Origin of the sequence: Alteribacter aurantiacus DSM 18675 (assembly GCF_000429705.1) — a bacterium.
Taxonomy (GTDB): Bacteria; Bacillota; Bacilli; order Bacillales; family Salisediminibacteriaceae; genus Alteribacter; species Alteribacter aurantiacus.
This window is the reverse complement of sequence record NZ_KE386941.1, coordinates 109,650-134,551: the sequence shown is the minus strand read 5'-3', so window position 1 is coordinate 134,551 and position 24,902 is coordinate 109,650. Positions and strand designations below refer to the sequence as shown.

General features: G+C 44.2%; 18 protein-coding genes. 1 reads left to right on the top strand and 17 read right to left on the bottom strand.

Features of this window, described 5'->3' with window-relative positions; translation table 11 throughout:
* Positions 1–253: 253 nt before the first annotated feature.
* The 11 genes from G476_RS0103720 to G476_RS0103670 form a co-directional block, all read right to left on the bottom strand.
* Positions 254–1,093 carry a carbohydrate ABC transporter permease gene (locus G476_RS0103720; protein ID WP_026688888.1) on the bottom strand — a complete coding sequence of 280 codons (840 nt, stop codon included), beginning with the start codon at positions 1,091–1,093 and terminating at the stop codon, positions 254–256.
* Positions 1,090–1,983, bottom strand: a complete 894-nt coding sequence (locus tag G476_RS0103715) for a carbohydrate ABC transporter permease (RefSeq protein WP_026688887.1) — start codon at positions 1,981–1,983, stop codon at positions 1,090–1,092. The genes G476_RS0103720 and G476_RS0103715 overlap by 4 nt, the downstream gene beginning before the upstream one ends.
* Before the next feature lie 27 nt (positions 1,984–2,010).
* The gene (locus G476_RS0103710; RefSeq protein ID WP_026688886.1) at positions 2,011–3,108 is read right to left on the bottom strand and encodes a M24 family metallopeptidase; all 1,098 of its coding nucleotides are present in this window, start codon (positions 3,106–3,108) and stop codon (positions 2,011–2,013) included.
* A gap of 129 nt (positions 3,109–3,237) precedes the next feature.
* A complete protein-coding gene (locus tag G476_RS0103705) occupies positions 3,238–4,566 on the bottom strand; it encodes an ABC transporter substrate-binding protein (protein WP_035186085.1) in 1,329 nt (442 codons plus the stop codon).
* Positions 4,567–4,715: 149 nt separating this feature from the next.
* Positions 4,716–5,933: an ROK family transcriptional regulator gene (locus G476_RS0103700; RefSeq protein ID WP_026688884.1), complete on the bottom strand. Its 1,218-nt coding sequence runs from the start codon at positions 5,931–5,933 to the stop codon at positions 4,716–4,718.
* A gap of 297 nt (positions 5,934–6,230) precedes the next feature.
* Positions 6,231–7,766 (bottom strand): UDP-glucose--hexose-1-phosphate uridylyltransferase, encoded by a 1,536-nt coding sequence (gene galT / locus G476_RS0103695; protein ID WP_026688883.1) that lies wholly within the window; start codon positions 7,764–7,766, stop codon positions 6,231–6,233.
* A gap of 45 nt (positions 7,767–7,811) precedes the next feature.
* The gene (gene galE, locus G476_RS0103690; RefSeq protein ID WP_026688882.1) at positions 7,812–8,813 is read right to left on the bottom strand and encodes a UDP-glucose 4-epimerase GalE; all 1,002 of its coding nucleotides are present in this window, start codon (positions 8,811–8,813) and stop codon (positions 7,812–7,814) included.
* The gene (locus G476_RS0103685) at positions 8,813–10,003 is read right to left on the bottom strand and encodes a galactokinase (RefSeq protein ID WP_026688881.1); all 1,191 of its coding nucleotides are present in this window, start codon (positions 10,001–10,003) and stop codon (positions 8,813–8,815) included. The genes galE and G476_RS0103685 overlap by 1 nt, the downstream gene beginning before the upstream one ends.
* A 697-nt stretch (positions 10,004–10,700) precedes the next feature.
* Positions 10,701–12,776, bottom strand: coding sequence for a beta-galactosidase (locus tag G476_RS0103680; RefSeq protein ID WP_035186080.1), 2,076 nt, complete (start codon positions 12,774–12,776; stop codon positions 10,701–10,703).
* Between the two features lie 21 nt (positions 12,777–12,797).
* A complete protein-coding gene (locus G476_RS0103675; RefSeq protein ID WP_026688879.1) occupies positions 12,798–15,029 on the bottom strand; it encodes an alpha-galactosidase in 2,232 nt (743 codons plus the stop codon).
* A 113-nt stretch (positions 15,030–15,142) separates the two neighbouring features.
* The gene (locus G476_RS0103670; protein ID WP_026688878.1) at positions 15,143–16,732 is read right to left on the bottom strand and encodes a solute:sodium symporter family transporter; all 1,590 of its coding nucleotides are present in this window, start codon (positions 16,730–16,732) and stop codon (positions 15,143–15,145) included.
* A 317-nt stretch (positions 16,733–17,049) separates the two neighbouring features.
* Here G476_RS0103670 and G476_RS0103665 point away from each other — a divergent pair, with 317 nt between their 5' ends.
* A complete protein-coding gene (locus G476_RS0103665) occupies positions 17,050–17,973 on the top strand; it encodes an AraC family transcriptional regulator (RefSeq protein ID WP_035186077.1) in 924 nt (307 codons plus the stop codon).
* Positions 17,974–17,998: 25 nt separating this feature from the next.
* On the opposite strand, the gene G476_RS0103660 is transcribed toward G476_RS0103665, so the two are convergent.
* The 6 genes from G476_RS0103660 to G476_RS0103635 all read right to left on the bottom strand — a co-directional run bounded on the left by G476_RS0103660 (position 17,999) and on the right by G476_RS0103635 (position 24,778).
* Positions 17,999–18,490 (bottom strand): hypothetical protein, encoded by a 492-nt coding sequence (locus G476_RS0103660; protein ID WP_026688876.1) that lies wholly within the window; start codon positions 18,488–18,490, stop codon positions 17,999–18,001.
* A 340-nt stretch (positions 18,491–18,830) separates the two neighbouring features.
* Entirely contained in the window at positions 18,831–20,366 is a 1,536-nt protein-coding gene (locus G476_RS0103655) for a bifunctional GNAT family N-acetyltransferase/carbon-nitrogen hydrolase family protein (protein ID WP_026688875.1), read from the bottom strand.
* 214 nt (positions 20,367–20,580) lie between these two features.
* Entirely contained in the window at positions 20,581–21,045 is a 465-nt protein-coding gene (locus G476_RS0103650) for a chemotaxis protein CheX (protein WP_026688874.1), read from the bottom strand.
* A gap of 179 nt (positions 21,046–21,224) precedes the next feature.
* Positions 21,225–22,187, bottom strand: a complete 963-nt coding sequence (locus tag G476_RS0103645) for an ABC transporter permease (RefSeq protein WP_026688873.1) — start codon at positions 22,185–22,187, stop codon at positions 21,225–21,227.
* Entirely contained in the window at positions 22,188–23,255 is a 1,068-nt protein-coding gene (locus G476_RS0103640; RefSeq protein ID WP_035186074.1) for an ABC transporter permease, read from the bottom strand.
* On the bottom strand, positions 23,255–24,778 hold the full coding sequence (locus tag G476_RS0103635; protein WP_026688871.1) for an ABC transporter ATP-binding protein: 1,524 nt from the start codon (positions 24,776–24,778) through the stop codon (positions 23,255–23,257). The genes G476_RS0103640 and G476_RS0103635 overlap by 1 nt, the downstream gene beginning before the upstream one ends.
* Positions 24,779–24,902 lie beyond the last annotated feature (124 nt).

The following is a 24,902-nucleotide window of genomic DNA, read 5'->3' as shown; positions in this document are numbered from 1 at the left end:
CGTGCCCTTCGCTTTCCGTGGCGGTGCTGTCAAGCCTCCTCAGGCTTGCGCCTTGCGGGGTCTTGCCTAGCTCCCACAGCCACAGGAGTCTCGGGCACTTCGGCTTCAACATCTCTCTTAATAAACGACACTTTTTCGATAGCAGTGTTCCTAAACACTCACTATTTGAAGCTTATACAATAGAAGCTAGATTAGCTACTACTCCAGAAAGTACCATTCCCAAATTTAGATAGCTAGTTTTACAGGCATAACATTACTCTTTCACCGAGCCACCCAAGATACCTGAGATGAACTGCTTTTGCAGAAGCAAGAAGAAGATCATGATTGGTAATGTTGAGATGGTCGTTCCTAGCATAATTTGACCGTAATCAATTCGTGACATTCCTACAAGGCTGGATAGTGCCACTGGTAGTGTGTACATGTCACTTGAATTCATAACGACGAGGGGCCATAGGAAGTTGTTCCACTGGAACATGAACAAGAAAATGGCTACTGCAGCAAGGGCTGGTCTCATCGTTGGAAGTACAACGCGGAAGAAGATGCGGAATTCTCCTGCGCCGTCCACTCGTGAAGCCTCAATTAAAGAGTCCGGAATGGCCTTCATGTTTTGTCTCATCAAGAAGATCGCGAATGGGTAAGACAAGTGCGGCAGGATAACTGCGCGATAAGTGTTTAACCATTCAAGGTCCGCCATTAGTTTGAAAAGCGGGATCAGCGTGACGTGATAAGGAATCATAATCGCAAGAAGTAACGTGAAGAAAATCGCGTTACGCCCTTTAAAGTCGAACTTCGCAAAGGCATATCCTGCAGCAGAACAAATGAAGACACTCACCGCTGTAAAAATCAGCGTTATGACAAGAGAGTTGAACATGACTCGCCAAATGCCAACCGACTCATTTAAGTTCCGTAAGTTTTCAAAGAAATGATCACCCGGTGTTAAATTGGGCGGGATGCTGAAAATTTGCCCTGATGGGTTTGTTGCTCCGATAAACATCCAATAAAACGGAAACATGGAGATGATAACACCGATGAACAAGAATGAATACAGTCCGATTTTCTTAAGCAATTCGCGTGTTTTCTTTTTCTTCATCATTCTTTATCACCTACCACTTTCATCTGCAGCCAAGACAGAATCGCAATAATAATTACGAGGACATAGGCAATGGCTGACGCATAGTTAAAGTCGAAGTATCTGAAACCGTTCATGTAAAGATACAGTGAAATCGTCAATGTGGAATTGTTCGGTCCACCACCGGTTAAAATAAACGGTTCGTCGAAAAGCTGAAGCGTACCGATCGTTGAGAGTACGAATGTAAACAAGAAGATCGGCTTCAACTGTGGCAGTGTGATTGAGAAGAACTGACGAATTTTGCCCGCTCCATCGATACTTGCAGCTTCATATAACGAGCTTGAGATGTTCTGAAGTCCTGCCAAGAAAATAACCATGTTATAGCCTGTCCAACGCCACGTTACGGCAATGATCAAAGCCACTTTCGCCCAAAATGGATCATTTAACCAAGGAATAGAATCGACACCAATCATGTTTAGCAGGTAGTTGACGATTCCGTAGTTTTCATCCAGTAAAATCATAAAAATGATCGCATAAGCAACGAGTGCCGTAATGGCCGGCATAAAGAAAGCCACTCGGAAGAATCCGCGCATTTTAAGAAGTGCCGAATTCATGAAGACCGCTAAAATAACGGCAAGGGTAAGCATGATTGGGACTTGGATAATTAAAATGGTAAATGTATTTCCTAGTGCTTTGTAAAATAACGGGTCGTTAAACAAGCGCTGATAGTTGGCAAGCCCTGCAAACTCTGTTACACCGCCGGATGTTCGTTGGAAACTCAAGATGAGAGATGAAATAACCGGGTACATCGTGAAGATCAAGAACAAGATCACAGCTGGTGCAATAAACATGTAAGGCGCCGTCTTTGGAGTGACGAATTTGCGCTTCTTTTTCGGTTTAACCGACTGTTCCATAAAGTTACCCCTTTCTACGTGTGGTCGTTACGCTTTATTTGATGCGGGTTTAATCAAAAGATCCGGACGGCTATAGACTTTACCCTCTATTTCCACATCCAAGTAAGGCCATTGGTTTGTTTTTGTTAACAATTCGACGCCATCTGCTTTTACTAAAATCGTATCTTCCGATTTAATACCTGGTAATGCAGGGTTCCATGCAAAAGCTTGGTTTACTTGAACCTCAGCTGGAGATGTTGTGGTGGCCAAGTATTCTCTAGAATCATATCCAGTAGGGCCTCCTTGATGAAGGAGTTTCCAGTCTTCAGGAAAACCAGCATTCTTGTATTCTTCAATGCCTTTTTTCACAATGTCGCCTACAACATAGCCAGGACGTGTCTGATGAATCATCGTCGCATCAATTCTAGCCAATCGTGTACGATTCTCGAGCAATTCTTCTGATGGCTCTCCTACATACACGAAGCGTGTTGCGTTGGCAACCAGTCCTCCCCGCTCGATACACGCAACGATCATGGCGTGTTTGTTGAATACTTTATCTGTTGGGATCGGATGACGATACTTATATACCCTCTCGTCTGTAGCGACGAGGATCACTTGTGCGGTTGCTCCGAATTTTGCCACTTCTGATGCAACAAAACTAGCAATCTCGTGTTCTGTCATCCCAGGCTCTGCCATGCGCGCAGCCTGTTCCACAGCGGTAGCCGTTTCTTGGCAAAGAATGCGGTAACGCTCTTGCTCTTCCTTTGATAAAACAGATCGAATCGCGCCAATCTGATCGTCCACCACATCCAAGGAATCAAATGGGGAATCAGCTGCTACTCGTTTCCCTTCAATAAGCGTTCGGATCACATCTCCTTCGTCTTCATACCATTCACATGTGTGAGCCTCATATTCAAAATCACAGTGTTGAAGTTCTTCTTCCTCAATCCGTTTGACCTCCATGTTGTTCGTGATCAAATGGACACGGTCCGACGTAATGAGCAAGCTCGCTACACCTTGATCGGTGGATTGAACAATGTGACTTCTTCTCCCGCTCGTTACCCAAGAGAAGTTATTTCGTTTTGATAGTAGTAAGGCTTCATAATGATTATCATTGAGCCAGTTCCTAAGCTGTTTCATCTGCATAATATGAATCCTCTTTTCTTGCTAGTCTAGTTAAGCTTTATTTAGCTTTATTAAATTAATTTAGTAAGATAATGGAAAGAAAAGAAGAGCCTTCGTACAGCTCTTCTTTTCTATTGTAATCTCAAACCATTACTCGTTGATCGTACGTCCCGTTTCATTTTCAAGTTGCTCAGCTGCTTGGCGGAGGGTCTCGCTTGGAGATTGTCCTTGCAATAAGCTACTTGCTTGAGCGTCAGAAGCGTAACGGAAAGCACGTGCATAGTCACTTGTGTAGTTTGCTCCAGGAATATCTTCTACCATGTCAGCAAACGTACGGAATACTGGGCTGTTGTTAAAGAATGCAGATTCCTCATCAAAATAGTCTTCTTCATACGTTGAAAGTAGGGAAGGGAACATTCCGTACTCATCAAGAGCAGCCATTTGTGGCTCAACAGTCGTTGTGAAGTACTCTACGAATGCGTAAGCAGCATCTGGGTTGTCTGTACCAGAGATGATCGAAAGATCGGATCCACCAAGGTTAGCGGCGCTGTTTCCGCCATCTTCAAATGCTGGAAGTTCAAATACGTCCCAGTCACCTTCAAGCTCAGGTGCTTGGTCCATAATTGTACCTGCGTACCATACACCAAATGGCACTGTGGCAACATTTCCGTTTACTGTAGATGTAACTGTTCCGTCCCAGCCATCTACGTTAGCAACCAATTCGTTTTCGTGAAGCTCTTGGATTTTCTCCATCGCTTGTACCGCTTCATCGGAAGTTAAGTCAATATTGCCTTCATCGTCAAAGTAGTATGCTCCTTGTTGGTTAAGCATCATACGGAACAAAGCATCGTCTGCTGAGATGTCGATCGGAACCATATAAGAACCAGTGGCATCTTTAATCGTAGTACCCGCTTCAACAAAGTCATCCCACGTTTCGATTGAGTCGGCATCGACACCAGCTTCCTCAAAGATATCTACGCGGTAAAAGACAGCTGCAGGTCCCACGTCCCAAGGCGCCGCGATAAAGTCTCCATCATCATTTTGAGTCGCTTGAATCTTCGCATCTCCGAATTCGCTTGCGTACTCATCGTAACCGTATTCTGATAGATTCAAGAATCCTTCAGGAAACTCAGCTACATAGTTATCAATTCTGTCTGTTTCAATAAGCGTAACGTCTGGTAAACCAGATCCTCCCGCAGCAAGTCCTACAGTCAAACGGTCATACAAATCAAGACGACCGATATCTTGAACATTCACTTCTACATCAGGATACTCTTCATTGAAGCCTTCAATCGCAAGTTCCATTGAGCTTGCCGCTACGTTCCAACCCCAAACTGTAATCTCACCTGATACTTCGCCGTCACCGTCACCTGCATTACCGTTATCCGTACCTGCATCGTCGTCTCCGCCGCCACAAGCTGCAAGTCCTCCAACCAACATCACACCTGCAAAAGCTCCAGCCATTTTTCTCTTGAACATCTTGAATCCCCCTTTTTCTTGTATACGCTTTCATACCTTGTATAAAAAAGAGCGAGCTCTTTTTTATTTCAGTCTCACATGAAACTTTTTTAAATTAAATTATTAACTAAATTGAAGATACCATATCTCTTTATATAATGAAAGCCCTTTTATGAAATTTGATAGTCAAATAATTCTGCTAGAATTAACGTTGCTGCCCCGATGATCGTTCCTTTTTCACCTAGTTTGGAAGGAACGATTTCCGTTGTTCTGGCGCGATCCGTCAAGGCTCTGTTTTGAACAATTTCTTTGATAGGATCAAGAATATACTCCCCTGCTCGGGAAACCCCTCCACCGATGATCACTTTTTCCGGGTTAACAAAGTTAATTAAATTTGTTAAGCCAATTCCTAGGTAGCGGCCTGTTTGCTCGAGAACTTCCTTTGCAAGAGGATCCCCTTGTGTCGCAGCTTGGTGAACAATTTCACCTGTTATCCAATCGCTGTTCCCTTCAACAAGCTCTGTGATCATTGTTTTGCGTCCGAGAGAAATCTCTTCGATCACGCGATCGGTTATGCGTGTACTTCCCGCAACCGTTTGAAGACAGCCATAATTTCCACACGAACAACGACGACCGTTAAGATCAATGATCGTGTGACCAATCTCACCGGCAATCCCATGCTCCCCGTGATACAAGCGACCACCTAAAATGATACCGGCTCCAACCCCGATCCCAACGTTCACACATACCACATTTTGCTTTTCTTGACCGTGACCAAACCACAGTTCTCCAAGGGCCAGTGCACGAGCATCGTTCTCCACTTTAACTGTAAAAGGAAATTCCTTTTCTAGCTCTTCTTTCATCCGAATATCTGATAAGCCGTAGTTCGGTGCGTAAACCGCAATCCCTTTTTCATGATCCACAATACCGTGCATTCCGATTCCAATTCCTAGAATCTTACTTTGTGGAACGGGTTCCTCATCAAGAACGTGCTGAATGTTTTCTTTAATCATCGTCATAAGCTCTTCTTTGGTAAAACCTTTAGGCAATTTTGAACGCTTTAAGCAAATCACATCCGCACTTAAATTGGTGAGTGCGATTCTTACCTCTTGAGCCCCCACATCGACCCCGAAAATGAAATGGCTTTCTTTATTAATTGTTAAAAGAATCGGCTTGCGGCCGCCTTTTGACGCACCCATTTTACCTTCTTTGACAAGTTCATCGTTCAATAACTCATTGACGATGTTCGTCACAGTTGGTGGTGTAAGGCTCGCTTTTTTCGCTATTTCCGCTCTGGAAATCGGTCCATATACACGAATCATATTTAAAATCAGCGAGCGGTTTAAAGACTTCATCAGTTGAAAACTTCCTGTCATACTGGCTACCACTTGGACTACCCCTCTCTCTTAAAAGGTCATGTGTACATTTACACTTAGACTCGTGTACGAGCTTTTGAACGATATGTTCGCGGAAAGAAGTTCCCCTTCTTCTTTCACAATGATGAATATTGAATGTTCACGGTTGTTGCCTCACCCATCTTAGAGCGTTTGAAAACCTTTTCATTTTCAGGTAAGAAAAAGGTATCGACATTCTGCGACGTCGCGACTTCCCCCTTCATTTTCACAACCTTACCTTAAAAAGGCTTAAACCAAGGGAGTATCGTTCACTCCCTTGGTCCTTTTTGTTTACGAAGATTGAATGTGAGTCATAAAGCGAGCAAACGCTTCCTGTCCATGTTCGTCTCGTTTAAACACACCTGCATGTTCAAGGATTCGGCTGAAAATAAAGCCTACCTCTTCTCGAAGAATATCCATTCCGTTTTCTTCAGAGAAATTCGGGGTGTTTTCTAAGATCGAAAGGGCCCACGTCTGATGCTTTACAATCGACTCATTTTCCTCAATGGCAGTAGACGGATCGGAGGAAAGCATCGCATCCTTCAACTCTTCCAGCTCTTTTTGAAGTCTGCCCGGCAACACAGCCAGACCCATCACTTCGATTAAGCCAATGTTCTCTTTTTTAATATGATGTACCTCTGCATGAGGATGGAAAATTCCCATCGGGTGCTCTTCGCTCGTACGGTTGTTACGGAGAACAAGGTCAAGCTCATACTTTCCGTCTCTCATCCGAGCAATTGGCGTGATCGTGTGATGCGGCGTGTCCCCGCTATATGCCAACACATCTACGCTCTCATCACTGTACCCTTTCCATTTGGATAAAATAAAGTCGGCCGCTTCCACCACGTCTTCCATGGAAGAGCCACTTAGGCGGACCACACTCATCGGCCATTTAACCGTACCGGCTGTCACGTCACCAAACTGCTCAAGAGGATACGTGTTTTCTGTAGGTGCTAATGCCATAGGAAACGCATGGTTTCCACCTTGAAAGTGGTCGTGACTGAGAATCGATCCCCCAACAATCGGCAAGTCCGCATTGGAACCGATGAAATAATGAGGGAATTCATCCACAAAGGATAATAAACGCTTAAACGTGTCTTTAGAGATTTTCATTGGTGTATGCTCATCATTTAACACGATCGCATGCTCATTGTAATACACATATGGTGAAAATTGAACCTGCCATCCTTCATCGTTCAAACTTACTGGTATCGTCCGTAAATTCTGTCTGGCCGGATGGTTCATTCTTCCTGCATACCCTACGTTTTCTTTACAAAGCAAGCACTTCGGATAGTCGGCTCCCTTTGCCTGCTTTGCGGCAGCGATTTCTTTCGGGTCTTTTTCAGGCTTACTCAGGTTTATCGTAATTTCCATATCGCCGTACTCGGTCTTCGCCTGCCAGCTTTGGTTTTTGGCGATACGATCTTTTCGAATGTAGTGCACATCCTGACTGTAATCGTAAAAAGCACGAGTAGCAGCCTCAGGCCCTTCCGTCTCACGAAGGTGATCAAACCATTTGTTTACTTCTGATGGCCGAGCGGTTAAACATCCCATCAATTTCGTATCAAAGAGGTCACGAACCGTTACGGCGTTGGAATCGATCCGATCATTCTCATAGGCCCAGTCGCATAGATCATCTAGGATCGGACCTGGGTGTTCAAGGGCTTCCTCAGGTGCTGAAAGAAGACTTTCGTTCACGTCATCCAGCTCCAACACACCGAGAATTTGGTTTCTTGTATAGGCTACATCTACCTGCTCTATTAATTGCTTTTGCAAGCCGTATTGAATCAATCTTTCAATGGAACGCTCAATGGGTTGGTTAGTCATGCTGCACTCTCCTTTACAAGGGTTCAAGATTTGTGATGGTAATCGTTACTTAATCCACTCGTCGTTGTAGCCTTTTGGATGAGCTTGATGCCACTTCCACGCGCTCTCAATGATCGTTTTCATGTCTGCAAAACGAGGCTCCCAACCAAGTTCAGTCGCTGCTTTTTCAGAAGAAGCAACGAGCTTCGCAGGGTCCCCTGCTCTTCTTGGTGCTACTTCTGCCGGAATCGCTTTTCCAGTGACTTCACGGGCCGTTTCGATTACTTCTTTTACACTAAATCCGTTGCCGTTCCCAAGGTTATACGTACCGCTTCCTTTGTTTTCGCGAAGGCGAGTCAAAGCAAGGAGGTGAGCGGAAATGAGGTCGTTAACATGAATGTAGTCACGTACGCACGTACCGTCCGGCGTATCATAGTCGTCACCGAACATCATGATTTTTTCTCGCTGACCAAGGGCCACTTGAAGAACAATCGGGACCAAATGCGTTTCAGGATCATGGTCTTCTCCAATGTCTTGCTCCATATGTGCTCCTGCAACGTTAAAATAACGAAGGACCACGTGCTCAATTCCGTAAGCTTTCTCGCTCCACTTGAGCATCTTTTCAATCGCCAGCTTCGTTTCACCATACGGGTTCGTCGGCTCTGTTGGATCACTTTCTTGAATTGGCATGCGTTCCGGCTCTCCGTAGGTCGCTGCCGTTGAAGAGAAAACGATGCGTTTTGTGCCAAACGTACGCATGACCTTCAATAAGCTTAAGGCACCGTTTACATTATTGTCGTAGTATTGAAGAGGTTCTTCCATACTTACACCAACAAGAGAGTCGGCTGCAAAATGAATCACCGATTCAATATCATTCTCTTCAAACACGCGAGTTAAAAAGCGTTCATCTCTCAAATCTCCAACATAAAGAGAAGCCTTTTGGTTTACCGCTCCAAGATGACCGGTTTGCAAATTGTCGACAACGACCACTTCTTCTCCTTGACGGATGAGATCCTCGACTGCGTGACTTCCGATGTATCCTGCACCTCCGCATACGAGTACTGCCATTACCTCTCACCTTCCTTTACTGATGTGATTTCCTTTGCTCCAGGACCCACTTCTGCAATGTAAAATTCCGCTTTAAGGCCTGTATGGTTTTCGTAATCCGATCCGATGCGTTCAATCGTCTCGTTGAGTCCTTCTTTGTGAATGAGATTCACTGTACATCCACCAAACCCGGCACCAGTCATTCTCGCTCCAATGACTGATTCTTCTTTCCAAGCCGCTTCCACAAGGGCATCAAGCTCTTTACCGGAAACTGCGTAGTCATCACGAAGGGAGACATGAGAAGCGTTCATCAATTGACCAAACCCAAGCAAATCTCCTTCACCAAGTAGCTCCGCTGCTTTTTTCGTACGCTCGTTTTCAGCGACCGCATGCTTCGCTCGCTGTTGAGCGACCGGGTTACTAATCGCATCTTTTACTTCTTCAAACTCCGCTGAAGTCAGGTCACATAAAAACGCTACATCTTTTTTCTTTTGAATTGAAGCAAGTGCTTCATCACATTCACTTCTGCGTTCGTTATATTTGGAATCCGCAAGTCCGCGGCGTTTATTCGTATTTGCAATTACAAGAGCGTAATCGCCCAGTTCAATTGGGCTGTAGGCATAGTCAAGTGTGTTACAGTCGAGCAAAATCGCTTTGTTTTCTCGACCCATACCGATCGCAAACTGGTCCATAATCCCACAGCTCACACCGATAAAGTCATTCTCTGCTCGCTGACCGATTTTAACCATCTCAACCATCGGCAAATCAAATCCGTTAACCTCATTCCACATTACGGCTGTAACAAGCTCAACCGATGCGGATGATGAAAGACCTGCTCCATTAGGGATATTCCCAAAGAATACAGCGTCAAATCCTTGGTCGGATGTTTTGCCAAGATTCACAAACTCTTTAATAACACCTTTAGGGTAGTTAGCCCAGTCGTCTTCTTTTTTATAAACAAGTTCATCCAGACTAAATTGGATCGTTCCTTCGTCAGGAAAATTAAGAGAAGTCATGTTAACAACGTTATCCGTTCTGCGCTTCACAGCCATGTACGTTCCAATGCTCAAAGAACAAGGGAACACGTATCCTCCGTTGTAATCAATGTGCTCTCCGATCAAGTTTACCCGTCCTGGGGCAAAAAATAGTCGTACGTTACTTCCATCGTGACCATAAGCTTTTTTCATTGCATCTAGTAATTTTTGTTCCATGGTGCCGTCACCTTCCTGTTCGCTTTTCTTACGGTGTTTACAAATTGACAACCAAGACGATCTGTAAACGATTTCATTTCAAACGGCATTCGTACTGTTTCCTCGTAACCTATTATAACGAAGAAGATGTCTCTTGAAAACATTAATTAATAAATTTAATTAAAAAAGTTTTTGTGGGGGTTGATGCGATGATTTTGGGTTAGGGATTGGTGGCGTGAAAGTGATGGATAAACGGTCGTATGTGATTGATAAATCTTAAAAGTGATGAATAAACCCCAAAAAGTGATTGGTAAAACTAAACTCAAAGTCGACTTTACCGCACACCCCCAGCTAGGGCTTTTTACGGTTTAGGACCTGCTTTTCTACGGAACCTTGCTTGGATTAACGGCTTCTCACCTTCTTTTCGCGGTTTCCTCGTACGCTTTCGCGGCTTCACCGTCCCTATTAACGGTTTGGCTCTAGTAACCTTCCCCGCGCATACCCCAACCCCTAGATAGGGGGTTTTTAACGGGTTGGGACCTGCTTTTCTACGGAACCTTGCTTGGATTAACGGCTTCTCACCTTCTTTTCGCGGTTTCCTCGTACGCTTTCGCGGCTTCACCGTCCCTATTAACGGTTTGGCTCTAGTTCACACTTCCCACACACCAAAAAAGCCCCGAAGCCGTGCACATGCACGACCCCAAGGCTCTCATCTAAACTAACGAAACTCAGAAAAATGACCGTGCTTCGCCTTTCTTGTAAAGATCTCTACACCGTACGGTTTGATCTCTCCCTCTTCACTTTCTCCAACAAAGAGCTCCAATCCTTCACCATCTAGTTGCACACGCTGCTTCTCTCCCGTGAAGTTCATGAGAAATACATAATCCGTCTCGCCATCTGTACGCAGCTGTGCTGTCACACCTTTTGGCAATTTAGTATCTACGATTCTCTTAACACCAGCCTCAGTCACAACACTCTCCACAAATTGGTCGTGGAAACGCCCGTCATTTCGAGAGGCAATGTAATAGGCCTTTCCTTCACCATGCTCGTTCACTGCAAGAGCTGGCCGTCCTTTGTAAAAGTCGTCTGTGTACTCAGCAAGTGAAGTGGCCCCTTCTAGGTGAATCAGATCGCACAGCTCTTTCGCTTTAAAACGTCCGCTCATCCCGAGACTGTTCTCCCTCATGTCAATCCCGTTCGTTTGTCCGTCATGAAGGCCATCAATTTCTTCTAAGCGAATACCCAAGGTTTTTCTTAATGGACCAGGGAATCCTCCTAAGAAGCAGAGGTCTGTTTCGTTAACGATGCCGGACCAGTAAGTGGTTACAAAGGTTCCGCCAGCTTGAACGAATTGATCAATCTTTTCCCCTACGCCTTCACGTACCATGTAAAGCATGGGAGCCACCACCACTTTATACTTGCTAAGGTCCGCATCCATGCTTACTACATCAACGGGAATGCCTCGCTCCCAAAACGGCAAGTAGTGTTCTTGAACCGTTCGCTCGTAATGCACGCCAATGTTTCGTGGTCCTTGTGCATCATTGATCGCCCAGCGATTTTCCCAATCAAAGATAATGGCTACTTCCGGTTGCACACTCGTTCCTGTAACGGAAGACAACTTCTCTAGTGTGAGACCGACTCCTTTCACATCTTGAAATACGCGGTTGTCGCTTTCACCGTAATGATCGACAACAGCTCCGTGAAGCTTCTCACTCGACCCTCTGCTTTTTCGCCACTGGAAGTATTGGACCGTGTCTGATCCATGGGCTACAGCTTGAAGAGAAGACAAGTGATGCATGCCTGGCTTTTTCAGCTTACTTACGTTTTGCCAATTTGTCATGCTTGGGGTACTTTCCATAAGCATGAATGGCTGTCCTCCTTTTAAAGAGCGGTTCAAGTCGTGAGTAAAGGCAACACCTGATGCGTGGAAGCTTTCATCTTGGTTGTCGTGCCACGTGGGATAGGCGTCCCATGAAATGACATCGAGATGTTCGGCAAACTTCCAATAATCAAGACCTTCGTAGATGCCCATAAAGTTCGTTGTAACAGGAATCGTTGGATCTTTCTCTTTTAAAGGCTCGATTTCATGACGACAAAAGTCGACGGTTCGGTCTGTTACGAACCGCTTCCAGTCAAGATTCTGACCGTGCACCATCATTTCTCCGTGGGGAGCTGGGGATTCGATTTGATCCCAACTTGTGTACGTATGACTCCAAAAAGTGGTCCACCACGCATGATTCACTCGATCTAAAGTGTGATACTTCTCTTTTACCCAGTTACGGAAAGCATGTTGACACAGCTCACAATGACATTCGCCGCCATATTCGTTTGAGATATGCCAACCAATGACCGCCGGATGATGAGCGTATCGCTCAGCTAATTTCTCATTTATCGTACGGACTTTTTCCCGGTACACAGGCGATGTGTAACAGTGGTTGTGACGGAATCCATGAAGGTTTCGCACGCGATTCGCTTCAACACGAAGAACTTCAGGATATTTTTGGGACATCCAAGCGGGTCTCGCCCCGCTCGGTGTAGCAAGAAATACGCTAATGCCGTTTTCGTGAAGGCGATCGAGAACCTGGTCCATCCACTCAAATGTAAAGACCCCTTCTTCTGGTTCAAGGGACACCCATGAGAAGATGCCAACGCTCATCACGTTACACTCGGCTTCTTTCATCAGCTCCATGTCTTTCTCAAGAATATCCGGATAGTTGAGCCATTGCTCTGGATTGTAATCTGCTCCGTGGAGCATGTGTGGTACTCGCTCACTAATAGGTGGGAATTTATTCATCACTTTTCCTCTCCTTGGCTGTTAGTTGATTTGCTCTAGTACGTACACTTGTGAGCTGAAGTCCCCGCTCTCTTCAAGTCCTCCGGCATCGGTACCGATATATTGTTCTTTTAAAAGAAGACCAGAGTTCATGAGTTCATCACCAAAGTAGGTTCGGTCTTTTCCACTTACACGGTATTCTTTATGTGGATCAAGTCCAGTGAGCTTGAGCTTTTGGAAGCCTGGATTAGGCTCAGCGAGGACTTGATAAAATCCAACAATCGCTTTTTTACGGTCAGGGGACACCACACTCCAGGCTGTTTCGTTGCCTGAACCTTCAAATGGACTAAGAAGACGATCAAAACGTCCATTTTGAATGAGCCCACGGTTTTCTTTATAAAAACGAATTTGCTCTTTTACCTCTTCTCGACTTTCCTCATCCATCTTCGTTACATCCAACTCGTAGCCGAACATTCCGAAGTACGCCACGTCCCCTCTCATTTTAAGAGACGTGATTCTTTTTACTTGGTGGTTTGGAACGGCAGAAACGTGAGCCCCCATCGAACTAAGGGGGTAGGCAAAGGTGCTGCCGTATTGAATTTTCAACCTCTCCACTGCATCCGTGTCATCACTCGTCCACGCTTGAGGCGCGTAATAAAGCATACCCGGATCAAAGCGGGCACCACCACTTGCACAAGATTCAAACAAGATGTGAGGAAAACGAGAAGTCAATCGTTCGTAAAGGTCATATACTCCTAAGATGTAGCGGTGATACACTTCTTGCTGACGATCCCGTGAGAGACCAGTCGATCCTGCCTCCGTAATGTTTCGGTTCATGTCCCATTTCACGTACGAAATCGGGGCATCTTCAAGAACCTCCGCCATTTGGTTAAAGATATGATCGACCACTTCTTTTTTGGAAAAATCTAGAACGAACTGGTTTCGACCGTGGGAAAGCTTACGATCAGGTACTTGTATAAGCCAGTCCGGGTGATTGTTGTATAGGTCACTCTCTTTTGAAATCATTTCGGGCTCAAACCAAAGACCGAAATTCATACCAAGGTTTGTAATTTTATCCCCAAGTGACTTCATACCATCAGGAAGCTTGCGTTTGTCCACGACCCAATCTCCAAGGGACGTTGTATCATCATCTCTTTTACCAAACCAGCCGTCATCGAGTACGAACAGCTCTACACCAAGGTCATGGGCAGATTGAGCAATATTGACGATTTTATCCTCGTTGAAATCAAAATACGTGGCTTCCCAGTTATTAATAAGAACCGGACGCTCTTTGTCGCGCCACTCTCCTCTTGCCAAACGGTTTCGATAAAGCTCGTGATAGATGTGGCTCATTCCATTTAACCCTTCATCGGAATATACGAGAACCGCTTCCGGAGCTTGAAACGCTTCTCCAGGCTCAAGCTTCCACTCAAAATCAAAGGAGTGAATGCCGATCATGGCTCGTGCCACATCGTAGTGGTCAACTTCTACTTGTGCAAGGAAATTGCCACTATATACAAAAGAGAATCCATATACATCCCCTGTATCCTCCGTCGTATCAGGACGCTTTAACGCTAGAAACGGGTTTTGCTGACTGCTGCTTGTCCCACGAGCACTTGATACGCTTTGAATGCCAGGTGCTAGTGTACGATTTTTCACATGACGCTCTCTTGACCATGCACCAGAAAGCTGAACCATTTCATAATCAGCATCTGGGAAATCCACGGACGCACTCATGAAGCGCTTAAGTCGAACCGTTTCATCTCCTTTATTTTGAATGGATGCACTTCGGGTAATAGCTCCTGACTGTTCAAAGATGGAATATAAAAGGGTCAGTTCTCCCCCTGTCACTTGATCTTCAAGTGTGATTGTAAGCGTCGTCACTTCGTCGTCTTTTTCTGCATAGGTGGCCGGTAACCCTTCTAAAGCAGGCTTTCCACTTTGAATATCGTAAGAGCGGAAAGTAAAATCCGAGATTCGACTTCCGTTTTCTTGCTCTACTTGAATGGCAGGCTCACGGAAATCCGTTGTACCGTAAGACGGGTACTCTTGTTGGACAAGATCCAAGGAGAAATTCAAATCTCCTTCGTTTATGTAAGCCGTCATTCCTCTCTCTCCTGTGCGGATGAGGTGCTGAAAGCTATCTCGGTGTGTCAGTTTTTTACCATAGTACAAATGACCAATCTGGTCATTTTCCATAACAGTCAAAATGTAGCTCACGTTCTCGGATTGGAGATGAAACTCAAGTGGTTGTGTGTTTACTAGAATAGGCATGGTGAAGAACCTCTTTTCCATTTATTATTTTCCGCTAATTCATAAAAAAAGCCGGGAAGACTCATTCAAGCGACAGGGCGCTTATTCATAAGTTTTCCCGGATCAGTGTTTTACTAGGCTGCTAGTCCGATACCAGAGAAGAGAAGGTATACAAGGATCATTGCTGCTGTAGCAATGGCACCCATCGGATAGACAATGCGCCATGGCGTCATGTCCACCTTACTTTGTTCTTGAAGTACGAATTCTTTCTCACGTGGGTAAAGTCGACCGATCACAAGCATCAACGTTACACATAAGACGAACAAGATCGCCAAGATGTGAAGGAAGTGAAGTCCTCCGTCCCACACAAGTTGCGTGAAACCATACGTTGAGATAAATACAACAAGAGAGATCTTCGCTGCAAGTGCAGGTACTCTTTTCGTCAAGTAACCAACAATGATGATGGTTAAGATCGGTACATTGTAGAATCCGTTAACCATTTGCAAGTATTGGAAGAACCCTTGTGGCACCATGGCAATCAACGGTGCAACCATCATTGCAAATAGAGCTAAGAACAAACCGAACACTTTACCGTGCTTGATGAGCACATGATCTGGTGCTTTTGGTTTAAAGTAAGGCTTATAAATGTTTAAAACAAACAGTGTTACAGACGAGTTCAATACGGAGTTGAACGATGATAGCACCGCACCAAACAGAATCGCTGCAAACAAACCAACAAGCGGTGTTGGTAAAATGTGATTTACTAGTGCCGGATAAGCATCCATTGCGTTCATGTTGTCACCCAACAGGTTGAACGCGATAATTCCCGGCAAGATCAAGAATACTGGTCCAAGAAGCTTCAAGAAGGCTGCAATAATGAGACCTTTTTGACCTTCTTTTAAGTTTTTCGCCGCAATGGCACGCTGCATAATGTGTTGCGCCGTTCCCCAGTAGAACAAGTTCACAAGAAGCATTCCCGTAAACATCGTACCGAACGGAACTGGGTCGGTGTTGCTTCCGACTGCATTTAATTTCTCAGGTGTATTCTCGACAATAACGTTGAAGCCGGAGAACGGGTTTCCTCCTCCAAGAACCATCAGTCCAAGGATCGGAACCATAAGCCCCCCAATAAGAAGACCGATTCCGTTAATCGTATCCGAAACGGCAACCGCTTTCAAACCACCGAAAATGGCATACAAGGAACCGATACACCCAATCACCCAAACCGTAATCCATAAGGCTACTGTAGGGCTTACGCCCAGCATTTCCGGCACGTTAAACATTCCACTCAGAGCAACCGCTCCAGAATAAAGGATCGGTGGCAATAAGTTAAAGATATAACCAAACAAAAATAGAATCGTAACGAATTGTTTCACGCCAGCGTCAAAACGCTTTTCAAGAAAGTCCGGAATCGTTGTGATTCCACCTTTTAAATAACGTGGTAAAAAGAAAAAAGCAACGATAACAAGAGCAATGGCGGAACCAACTTCCCATCCCATGGAGCTCATGTTGTATTCATAGCCTTCTGCATTTAATCCGATCAATTGTTCCGTTGACAAGTTTGTAAGCATCAACGACCCTGCAATGACCCACGCAGTTAAGCTTCGTCCTCCGAGAAAGTATCCGTCAGACGTATCCAACTGCTCTTTCTTCGTTTTCATATAGGAAATAATAGCTACAAGTCCTGTAAAAAACAGGAATGATAATATGATGATCCAGTTCATGGCAGACTCTCCTTTGTTGTGAGCTGTTCGTGTTTTATCTAAGAGTACTGCCGCTTTATTCATTTACTTAATTAATCGTCTTGGTGATTCATATTGTAAACGATTTCTGATAACGGTTTCAATAGTTTTTGTGAAATAATAAAGGTAATTTCTTGCTATCTTTTATATTGGTATTATTCTGAATGATCTATTATAATTCTATATATCTCTCATTTTCACAATGTAGTACGATAAAGTATTCGGTAATTTCTTGCTATATGTAAATTTTTTCATACACCTATACAAGTGTCATTTCTACGAAAGGAGGGATCCATTTCATGGATACTCTCATCGATTCTCTTCATCGAAATCAAGGGTCTTATGCGTACCGATTTCAACAATCTCAAGTGAGCGAAAATATCCAACTTTGGTCTATCGGCTGGGATCTCCATACATCTAACTTGTATAAATGGAACGGGTTAAAGCGAAAGGATACCGATAAGTATATTTTTCAATATACGGTGAGCGGGTACGGGGAAATCAAAATTGAAGAAGACGTATTCAGATTGGAACCAGGGACAGCCTTTATGGTGTCAACCCCTGGGGATTATGAATATTATCTGCCCGAAAAAAGTGACGAGTGGGAGTTTATTTATATCACCCTTTACGGAAACAAAGCAAAATGGTGTTGGGATAAGCTCACGAATACAAACGGCTCGATTCTTCGGTTTCACCCCGAGTCCGGCCCTATTCAAATGCTCCTTTCTATCTACGAGCAAGCCGACGGAAAACGAATCGACAATCCTTATATCGGTAGTTCACTCGCATATCAAATGACCATGAGCCTCCTCGAATTTACAAGCGCCATGGATCAACCATCCGCTCGTTATCACCCGGGGATTTCACAAGCGATTGACTACATAAAAGCGCACTACAATAAAGATCTGACTGCGGATCGCCTTGCTCAAAAAGCGAGTCTGTCCACGTATCATTTCAGTCGCCTATTTAAAGAAACGACCGGGTACACCCCTCTTCAATACGTCACGTTTGTGCGAATGGACAAAGCAGCAGACCTCGTCCTTCATACGAACGAATCATTTGATGAAGTGGCCAAAAAAACCGGTTATGCAAACGGCAATTATATGAACAAAGTGTTCAAAAAAATGACCGGCCTCTCCCCTCGAGAGTTTAGGAACCGAAAAGATTCGTACGCCTTTGACGAGCTGTTAAAAAAGTATGAACAGTCTGTTTTAAAGAAATAGAGAATTTAGGAAAAAGCGGCCTCCTTTAGTGGGAGACCGCTTTGGTTTTTTTCATATAAAAGGCTGATGTATTTGCCCACTCATCTGTAAAGGATTCTACAGGGAAGGTGAATGGTCTGTTTGCTTCAAAGTTCTCCCTTTTTACAATAATGTTTCCGCTTAGGACCTCATGTTCCTCAACCTGACTCACATTTTCATATAAGCCGTTTTCCACATAATGCAAAATAAGAGGCGTTTCTCTCGTATCAAACTCCACTTCAATGTCGGCTCCCTTGATCGGATCTTTCGTTTGGTTATCAAACACAAATACTTGTAGCGTCACATCCCCGCCCTCTCTTATGGGGTTTTCTCGGGTATATACTTGGACAGCCCAATCGGGGTCCATCGTTTCTTTTTCAAGTTGGTTAGGCAGCCATAGAAAAAAGGCTGTTGTCACCCATAAAAAGACCATTGCGATGATGGCGGGCGTTCTCCATGAAGGCAGCTTCTCTTGTTTTGGTCTCATATGCTCGTTCATGTTCCTATCCCCTTTCATTTCGAAGGCATTCAAAAGGTAAAGATCGAACTTTTTCAGTGCCTTCTTTCATTCCCATCATGGTCCAACTTTTTTCAAAATAAACAGGCTTTAAATTACTTTATGAAACTTGTCCTGTAAACATAACGGAAAACAGAATTTTAAATAGGGGGGAGGCTAAATCGAATTCGCTTCTAAATCCGGCAAACCGGTTTAAATTGACTAAAGGTGAGGGAGATTTATCTATAGTAGACGCGGGCTTCCTACTCAGTAACCACCCCCCCACACTAAAAGCACAGCAAAAAACCCTCCCCGGCAATTAATGCAGGAAGGGCTTCTGTTATTAACAATCTGATTTGATTTGATACAGATCTTTTCTTCTATCTTTCCATTGGGTAACGTTTCCTGATTTTCTGGATCGACGGATAAGCTCCGTGTCAACGTCTCCCACAACAACTGTTTCAATGTTAGGGTGACATTCCCCGACGATGCCGTCCCTTGCAAAACCAAAGTCAGACGGTGTGAAAATACCGGACTGTGCGTATTGAATATCCATGTTTTCCACGTGAGTAAGGTTTCCGACTGTACCACTAATAACCGTAAACACTTGGTTTTCAACCGCGCGGGCTTGAGCACAGTAACGTACGCGAAGGTAGCCTTGTCTCTCATCCGTACAGAACGGTGTGAATATGATGTTTGCTCCTTTTTCCGTAGCAATACGACCAAGCTCAGGAAATTCAATATCATAACAGATTTGAATCGCAATTTTACCGCAATCCGTATCGAATACTTCCACTTTTTCACCACCACGGATGCCCCAGAACTTACGCTCGTTAGGAGTAATGTGGATTTTGTACTGCTTTTCAATCGTTCCGTCTCGTCTAAACAGGTAGGAAATGTTATAAATATCTCCTTCTTCTTCAACGAAATGGGATCCACCGATAATGTTCACATTGTATTTAACAGCTAAGTCTGTAAACACTTGAATGTAATCTTCCGTGTACTCCGTGAGGGCTCGAATCGCACGGCTTGGACTTTTTTCTTCTATAAAAGAAAGAAGTTGCGTGGTGAAAATCTCTGGGAAAACCACAAAATCGGAGTTATAGCTCGCTCCTACATCAGCGTAATACTCACACTGCTGAGCAAATTCCTCAAACGAATTGATCTTCTTCATCATGTACTGAATGACGCAAATTCGTACCGGGAACGCCGTTTTAAAGTGACGCTTTGTGGTCGGTTGATAATCGACGTTGTTCCACTCCATTAACGTGGCATACTTCATAGAAGCTTTGTCATCTTTTAAATAGTTCCGATTGACTCGCTTTAAGCTAAAGCCGTTCATCACTTGAAATGTAAGGACCGGATCGTAAACGTTATGGTGAATCACTTCTTCTACGTATTCTCTTGGTGACATTTCATCTGCATGCTTGTTGTAGTTAGGTATACGGCCACCAATAATGATGCTTTTTAAGTTTAGCTTACGGGCAAGATCTTTACGGGCTTCATAGAGGCGGCGACCAATTTTCATTCGACGATAGTTAGGGTCCACCATAATTTCAATACCGTACAAATTGTACCCGTCAGGATCGTGATTTGTAATGTATCCTTCATCTGTAATCTCATCCCATGTGTGCTGATCATCATATTCATCAAAGTTAATGATCAAGCTGGAACAAGAACCGATAATTTCCCCATCATACTCCACACAAAACTGCCCTTCCGGAAACAGCTCAATGTGACTTCTTAACTGCTCACGCTTCCATGCTTCCATGTTTGGAAAGCACGCCTTTGAAAGCTGAATAATCTTATCTATATCTTTCGCTTCGATGTTACGGATGATAATTTTCTTCTCAAATTTCGACATATCTAAAGGTGCCATACATAACGTCCTTTCTCTAAGGAAATCTAATCTCTTTAAATTTATTACGAATGGATACGAAAAGCAATGGATAACGTCAGTCTGTGTCATTTCCTGGGTAATAATGCTCTTTTGTTATGTGAATCACCTAACAGAGGGTTTGACCCTCTGTTAGTGATATGACAAAGTTATTGCGCGTAGAAAAAGTCTCAGCCAAGTTGGCTGAGACTTTTGGTTAGCTTGCTTTTTTATGAAGTGAAATGTGAACATCAATTTGCCCAAGTGTGCTAGCTAATGGAACGGTGATGAATTGCTCGGATGAACGAAAACTTGAGCGCCCATCATTGACTATAGGCGGTGTCACGTCAATGAGACAATTCACTTTGGATAATTCCGTTGCGGTTGATCCAGCAATCCAATTACCAAACTCTTGAATCGCACTCCAACTCATATCATCCAAATCCAGAATCGTCATCCCACCCATCATGACTCCAACAATATTTTTGGCGGTTTGTTCGTCAACGGCACACACAATTTGACCATTTACTTCTCCATTCACACCAAGAACAACAGAAACGTCGTTTGATGGTATCGCATGTACACCCGCTTTTGGTGTCTTAGGTTCTACCTCAAGCCCAAAATGACTTGATAGTATTCCCTTCGTCGCCCTGCAGACGGCATTAATATGATCTACATTCATGAGCCTTCTTCCCCTTTAAGTACGCTTATGTTTAAGATGATGTTGCTCTTATGTGTTTATCCGACTATCGATACCCCTAACCGGTACTATGTATATAGTATAAAAGACCTCCACTCATTATGGAATACACAAAAAACCGTCGGATCAAAAGACCCAACGGTTTGTAGTACCAATTACGATTAACGACTGCCTTTTTCGTACGGTTTACCAATCGCATTCGGCGGATTCGCTTTTCCAACGAATCCAGCGAGAGCAAGTATGGTTAGTACATAAGGCGCGATGAGCAAGTATACTTGAGGGACTTGAGCAAGAGCCGGAATTTGCTGGGCAGTGAGACTTAACGCCTGAGCCAATCCGAAGAACAAGGCCGCTCCCAATGCGCCGAACGGGTGCCACTTACCAAAAATCAAAGCAGCAAGAGCCATGAACCCTTGTCCGACGATGGTGTTACCGGCAAAGTTACCTGCAGTTGTAATTGCAAATACAGCTCCACCAACACCACCGAAAGCCCCACTTAACATGACAGCAATATAACGCATACGATTTACCTTGATTCCCATCGTATCTGCCGCCATCGGGTGTTCCCCAACGGAACGTAGTCGAAGTCCGAATGGGGTTTTAAAGACAACGTACCATACAACGACTGCAAGGATGATAGCAATATATGTGGTCGCATATACACGGCTAAAAAGCATAGGACCGATAAATGGAATATCACTTAAAAACGGGACATCGGTACGATAAATACGAGCACTAATGTAATCCGTCTGACCACGGTCAAAGATCTCTCTTACCATGAACACCGCTAGACCGACGGCTAAAAAGTTCAGTGCTACACCACTTACAACCTGATCAGCACGAAGTGTAATTGAAGCCACCGCGTGAAAGAGGGAAAATACGGCACCGATAATCATAGCAACCAATAACGCGAGCCACGGTGACGCGTACCCTAGCCCCATTGACTCAAACCATAACGTTGCTACAATACCACTAAAAGCACCAATGACCATTAAACCTTCCAACCCGATGTTAACGACCCCGGCACGTTCACTGAATAGTCCGCCTAGAGCTGTAAAGATCAGAGGAGTGGCTGCAATTAAAGCCGCTGGAATAATCGTATATAAAATCTGAAGGATATCCATCTATTTCTCCTCCTTATTTTGCTGAAGACGACCAAGAATCCAGCGAATAAGATAACTAGATGCTACAAAGAAGATAATTAACGCAATGACAATCTCTACGAGTTCAGGAGCGACGCCTGCAGCAGATTGCATATTGGAAGCTCCGATCTTTAAGCCACCAAACAAGAATGCAGCCAAAAAGATTCCCACAGATGTACTTGCACCGAGCAATGCTACAGCAATTCCATCAAACCCAAGGTTCGTAAATCCTGAGAGAATCTGTGCATATCCGTATGTTCCAAGCCCTTCCATCGCACCACCTACACCAGCAAAAGCTCCAGAGATGACCATGGAAAGAATGATATTGGTTTTAACGTTCATTCCCGCATAAGAAGAAGCGTTTTTGTTGTATCCTACAGCACGAAGCTCATACCCTTTGTTTGTTTTCCAAAGGATGAACCACATAACAACACAAGCGAAGATGGCTATGAAAAAACCCCAGTGAAGTCTCGAGTAGTCAGTTAACGCTTCTAGAAATGGTGAAGAAAGAGACGCAGAATCGTTTACAAAATCAGTTCGTTGTCCACTCGCCAATAAGTAATTACGTATAAAATGATTGCTTACATGAAGGGCAATGTAGTTCATCATAATGGTTACGATAACCTCATGGACTTCGTACTTCGCCTTTAAAAGCCCCGGGATAAATCCCCAAAGTCCACCGGCCACTGCACCAGCTAAAATAGCCAATACCAAGGCAAATGGTCCGTCAACATAGATCCCAACGACCACCGCAGCAAGCCATCCGACAATAAGCTGACCTTCTACACCTATATTAAGTAGACCAGTACGAAAGGCGAAAGCGACCGCCAATCCCGACAAGATTAATGGCGTCATCATACGGAGTGTTTCCCCGAAGTAGTACATGTCACCGAATACACCTTGAATTAATGCCGTGTAACCTAGAATCGGATTATTGCCGCTAAGGAGCATGATTATTCCACCAGCAATAAACCCGAAGGCAATGGCGATTAAAGGAACGATGAGACCGAATGATTTCCCTCTAGCTCCTACTAACAACCTTTTTATCATTAGGCTTCACCTTCCTTTCGCTTTCCTCCGGCCATCAATAAGCCAAGTTCTCGTTCATTTGTTTTTGCCGCATCCACAATCTCTACGATTTGCCCTTCATAAATAACGGCAATTCGATCACTCACATTTAGTACCTCGTCCAACTCAAGAGACACAAGGAGTACTGCTTTCCCTTTATCACGTTCTTCAATCAATTTGCTATGGATAAATTCAATCGCTCCAACATCGAGTCCACGAGTAGGCTGTGCAGCAATGAGAAGGTCAGGAGAGCGATCCACTTCTCTAGCAATGATCGCCTTTTGCTGGTTACCGCCGGATAATGCTCTTGCCGGAGTCCGTTCATTTGGCGTACGTACATCGTACTCTTCAATAAGACTACGTGCTTTTTCATACATTTTCGTATAATTTAAAACTGTATTATTTGAATATGGTTTTTGATAATACGTTTGAAGAAGGATGTTTTCCCCAATTGTAAAGTCAAGAACCAATCCATGTTTGTGGCGGTCTTGCGGGATATGTCCCACACCAGACTCGGTTACTTTTCTTGGTTTGAGACCTGTGATGTTTTGGCCACTCACGGAAATTGTTCCGTCCGTTACTTTACGAAGTCCTGCAATGGCTTCAATTAATTCTGTCTGTCCATTCCCGTCAACCCCAGCAACACCAAGGATTTCCCCAGCCCGAGCTTCAAGATTCAATGTATTTACTGCCTTGACTCCTCTTGCATCTTCGACTGTCAAATTGCGAATGGAGAGAACTGAATCCTTGGGCTTTGCCGGCCCTTTTTCAACTGAAAAACTTACTTCACGACCGACCATCATCGCTGCAAGTTTGTTTTCATCCGTGTCTGATACATCTACTGTTCCGATCCCTCGTCCACGACGAATAACCGTACAACGATCACATACACTCATGATCTCCTTTAATTTGTGCGTAATAAGGATGATAGACTTTCCTTCTTTAATCAGATTTTTCATAATCTGAATCAGTTCTTTGATTTCCTGAGGTGTAAGAGCTGCCGTAGGCTCATCAAAAATCAAAATGTCAGCTCCGCGATAAAGAGTTTTCAAGATTTCAACACGTTGCTGCATGCCAACTGAAATGTCCTCGATCTTCGCTCTTGGATCGACACGAAGTCCATACTGCTCGGAAATAGCAGCCACATCTTTCTCCGCTTTACGGATATCAATGTTCATTCCTTTGGTTGGTTCACTTCCGAGAATGATATTTTCTGTGACCGTGAATTTTTGCACAAGCATAAAGTGCTGGTGAACCATTCCAATCCCGAGGCCATTTGCAACGTTCGGATCGGTAATTGCCACTTTCTCTCCCCGAACTTTAATTTCACCTTTCTCAGGCTGGTACAAGCCGAACAAGACGTTCATCAACGTAGACTTCCCAGCCCCGTTCTCTCCTAAAAGGGCATGAATTTCGCCTTGTTTGACCTGCAATGTTATATTGTCATTCGCAACGATACCGGGAAACTCTTTACGAATGTTATTCATCTCAATTACATATTCCATTCGCTAACCCACTCCCCACCGTAAAAATCGGCGTATTGTTAGAAAAAGGCGCCCCATATTTGCAAGCCGGTCTCCCACCTTCACTTTCCGAGAAGTACGGGAGCCTAGTCTCTTGTCTATGGGG

Coding starts and splice junctions, on each gene's coding strand:
- G476_RS0103720 (WP_026688888.1), bottom strand. CDS start 1,093: ATGATGAAGAAAAAGAAAACACGCGAATTGCTTAAGAAAATCGGACTG.
- G476_RS0103715 (WP_026688887.1), bottom strand. CDS start 1,983: ATGGAACAGTCGGTTAAACCGAAAAAGAAGCGCAAATTCGTCACTCCA.
- G476_RS0103710 (WP_026688886.1), bottom strand. CDS start 3,108: ATGCAGATGAAACAGCTTAGGAACTGGCTCAATGATAATCATTATGAA.
- G476_RS0103705 (WP_035186085.1), bottom strand. CDS start 4,566: ATGTTCAAGAGAAAAATGGCTGGAGCTTTTGCAGGTGTGATGTTGGTT.
- galT (WP_026688883.1), bottom strand. CDS start 7,766: ATGACTAACCAACCCATTGAGCGTTCCATTGAAAGATTGATTCAATAC.
- galE (WP_026688882.1), bottom strand. CDS start 8,813: ATGGCAGTACTCGTATGCGGAGGTGCAGGATACATCGGAAGTCACGCA.
- G476_RS0103685 (WP_026688881.1), bottom strand. CDS start 10,003: ATGGAACAAAAATTACTAGATGCAATGAAAAAAGCTTATGGTCACGAT.
- G476_RS0103680 (WP_035186080.1), bottom strand. CDS start 12,776: ATGAATAAATTCCCACCTATTAGTGAGCGAGTACCACACATGCTCCAC.
- G476_RS0103675 (WP_026688879.1), bottom strand. CDS start 15,029: ATGCCTATTCTAGTAAACACACAACCACTTGAGTTTCATCTCCAATCC.
- G476_RS0103670 (WP_026688878.1), bottom strand. CDS start 16,732: ATGAACTGGATCATCATATTATCATTCCTGTTTTTTACAGGACTTGTA.
- G476_RS0103665 (WP_035186077.1), top strand. CDS start 17,050: ATGGATACTCTCATCGATTCTCTTCATCGAAATCAAGGGTCTTATGCG.
- G476_RS0103660 (WP_026688876.1), bottom strand. CDS start 18,490: ATGAACGAGCATATGAGACCAAAACAAGAGAAGCTGCCTTCATGGAGA.
- G476_RS0103655 (WP_026688875.1), bottom strand. CDS start 20,366: ATGGCACCTTTAGATATGTCGAAATTTGAGAAGAAAATTATCATCCGT.
- G476_RS0103650 (WP_026688874.1), bottom strand. CDS start 21,045: ATGAATGTAGATCATATTAATGCCGTCTGCAGGGCGACGAAGGGAATA.
- G476_RS0103645 (WP_026688873.1), bottom strand. CDS start 22,187: ATGGATATCCTTCAGATTTTATATACGATTATTCCAGCGGCTTTAATT.
- G476_RS0103640 (WP_035186074.1), bottom strand. CDS start 23,255: ATGATAAAAAGGTTGTTAGTAGGAGCTAGAGGGAAATCATTCGGTCTC.
- G476_RS0103635 (WP_026688871.1), bottom strand. CDS start 24,778: ATGGAATATGTAATTGAGATGAATAACATTCGTAAAGAGTTTCCCGGT.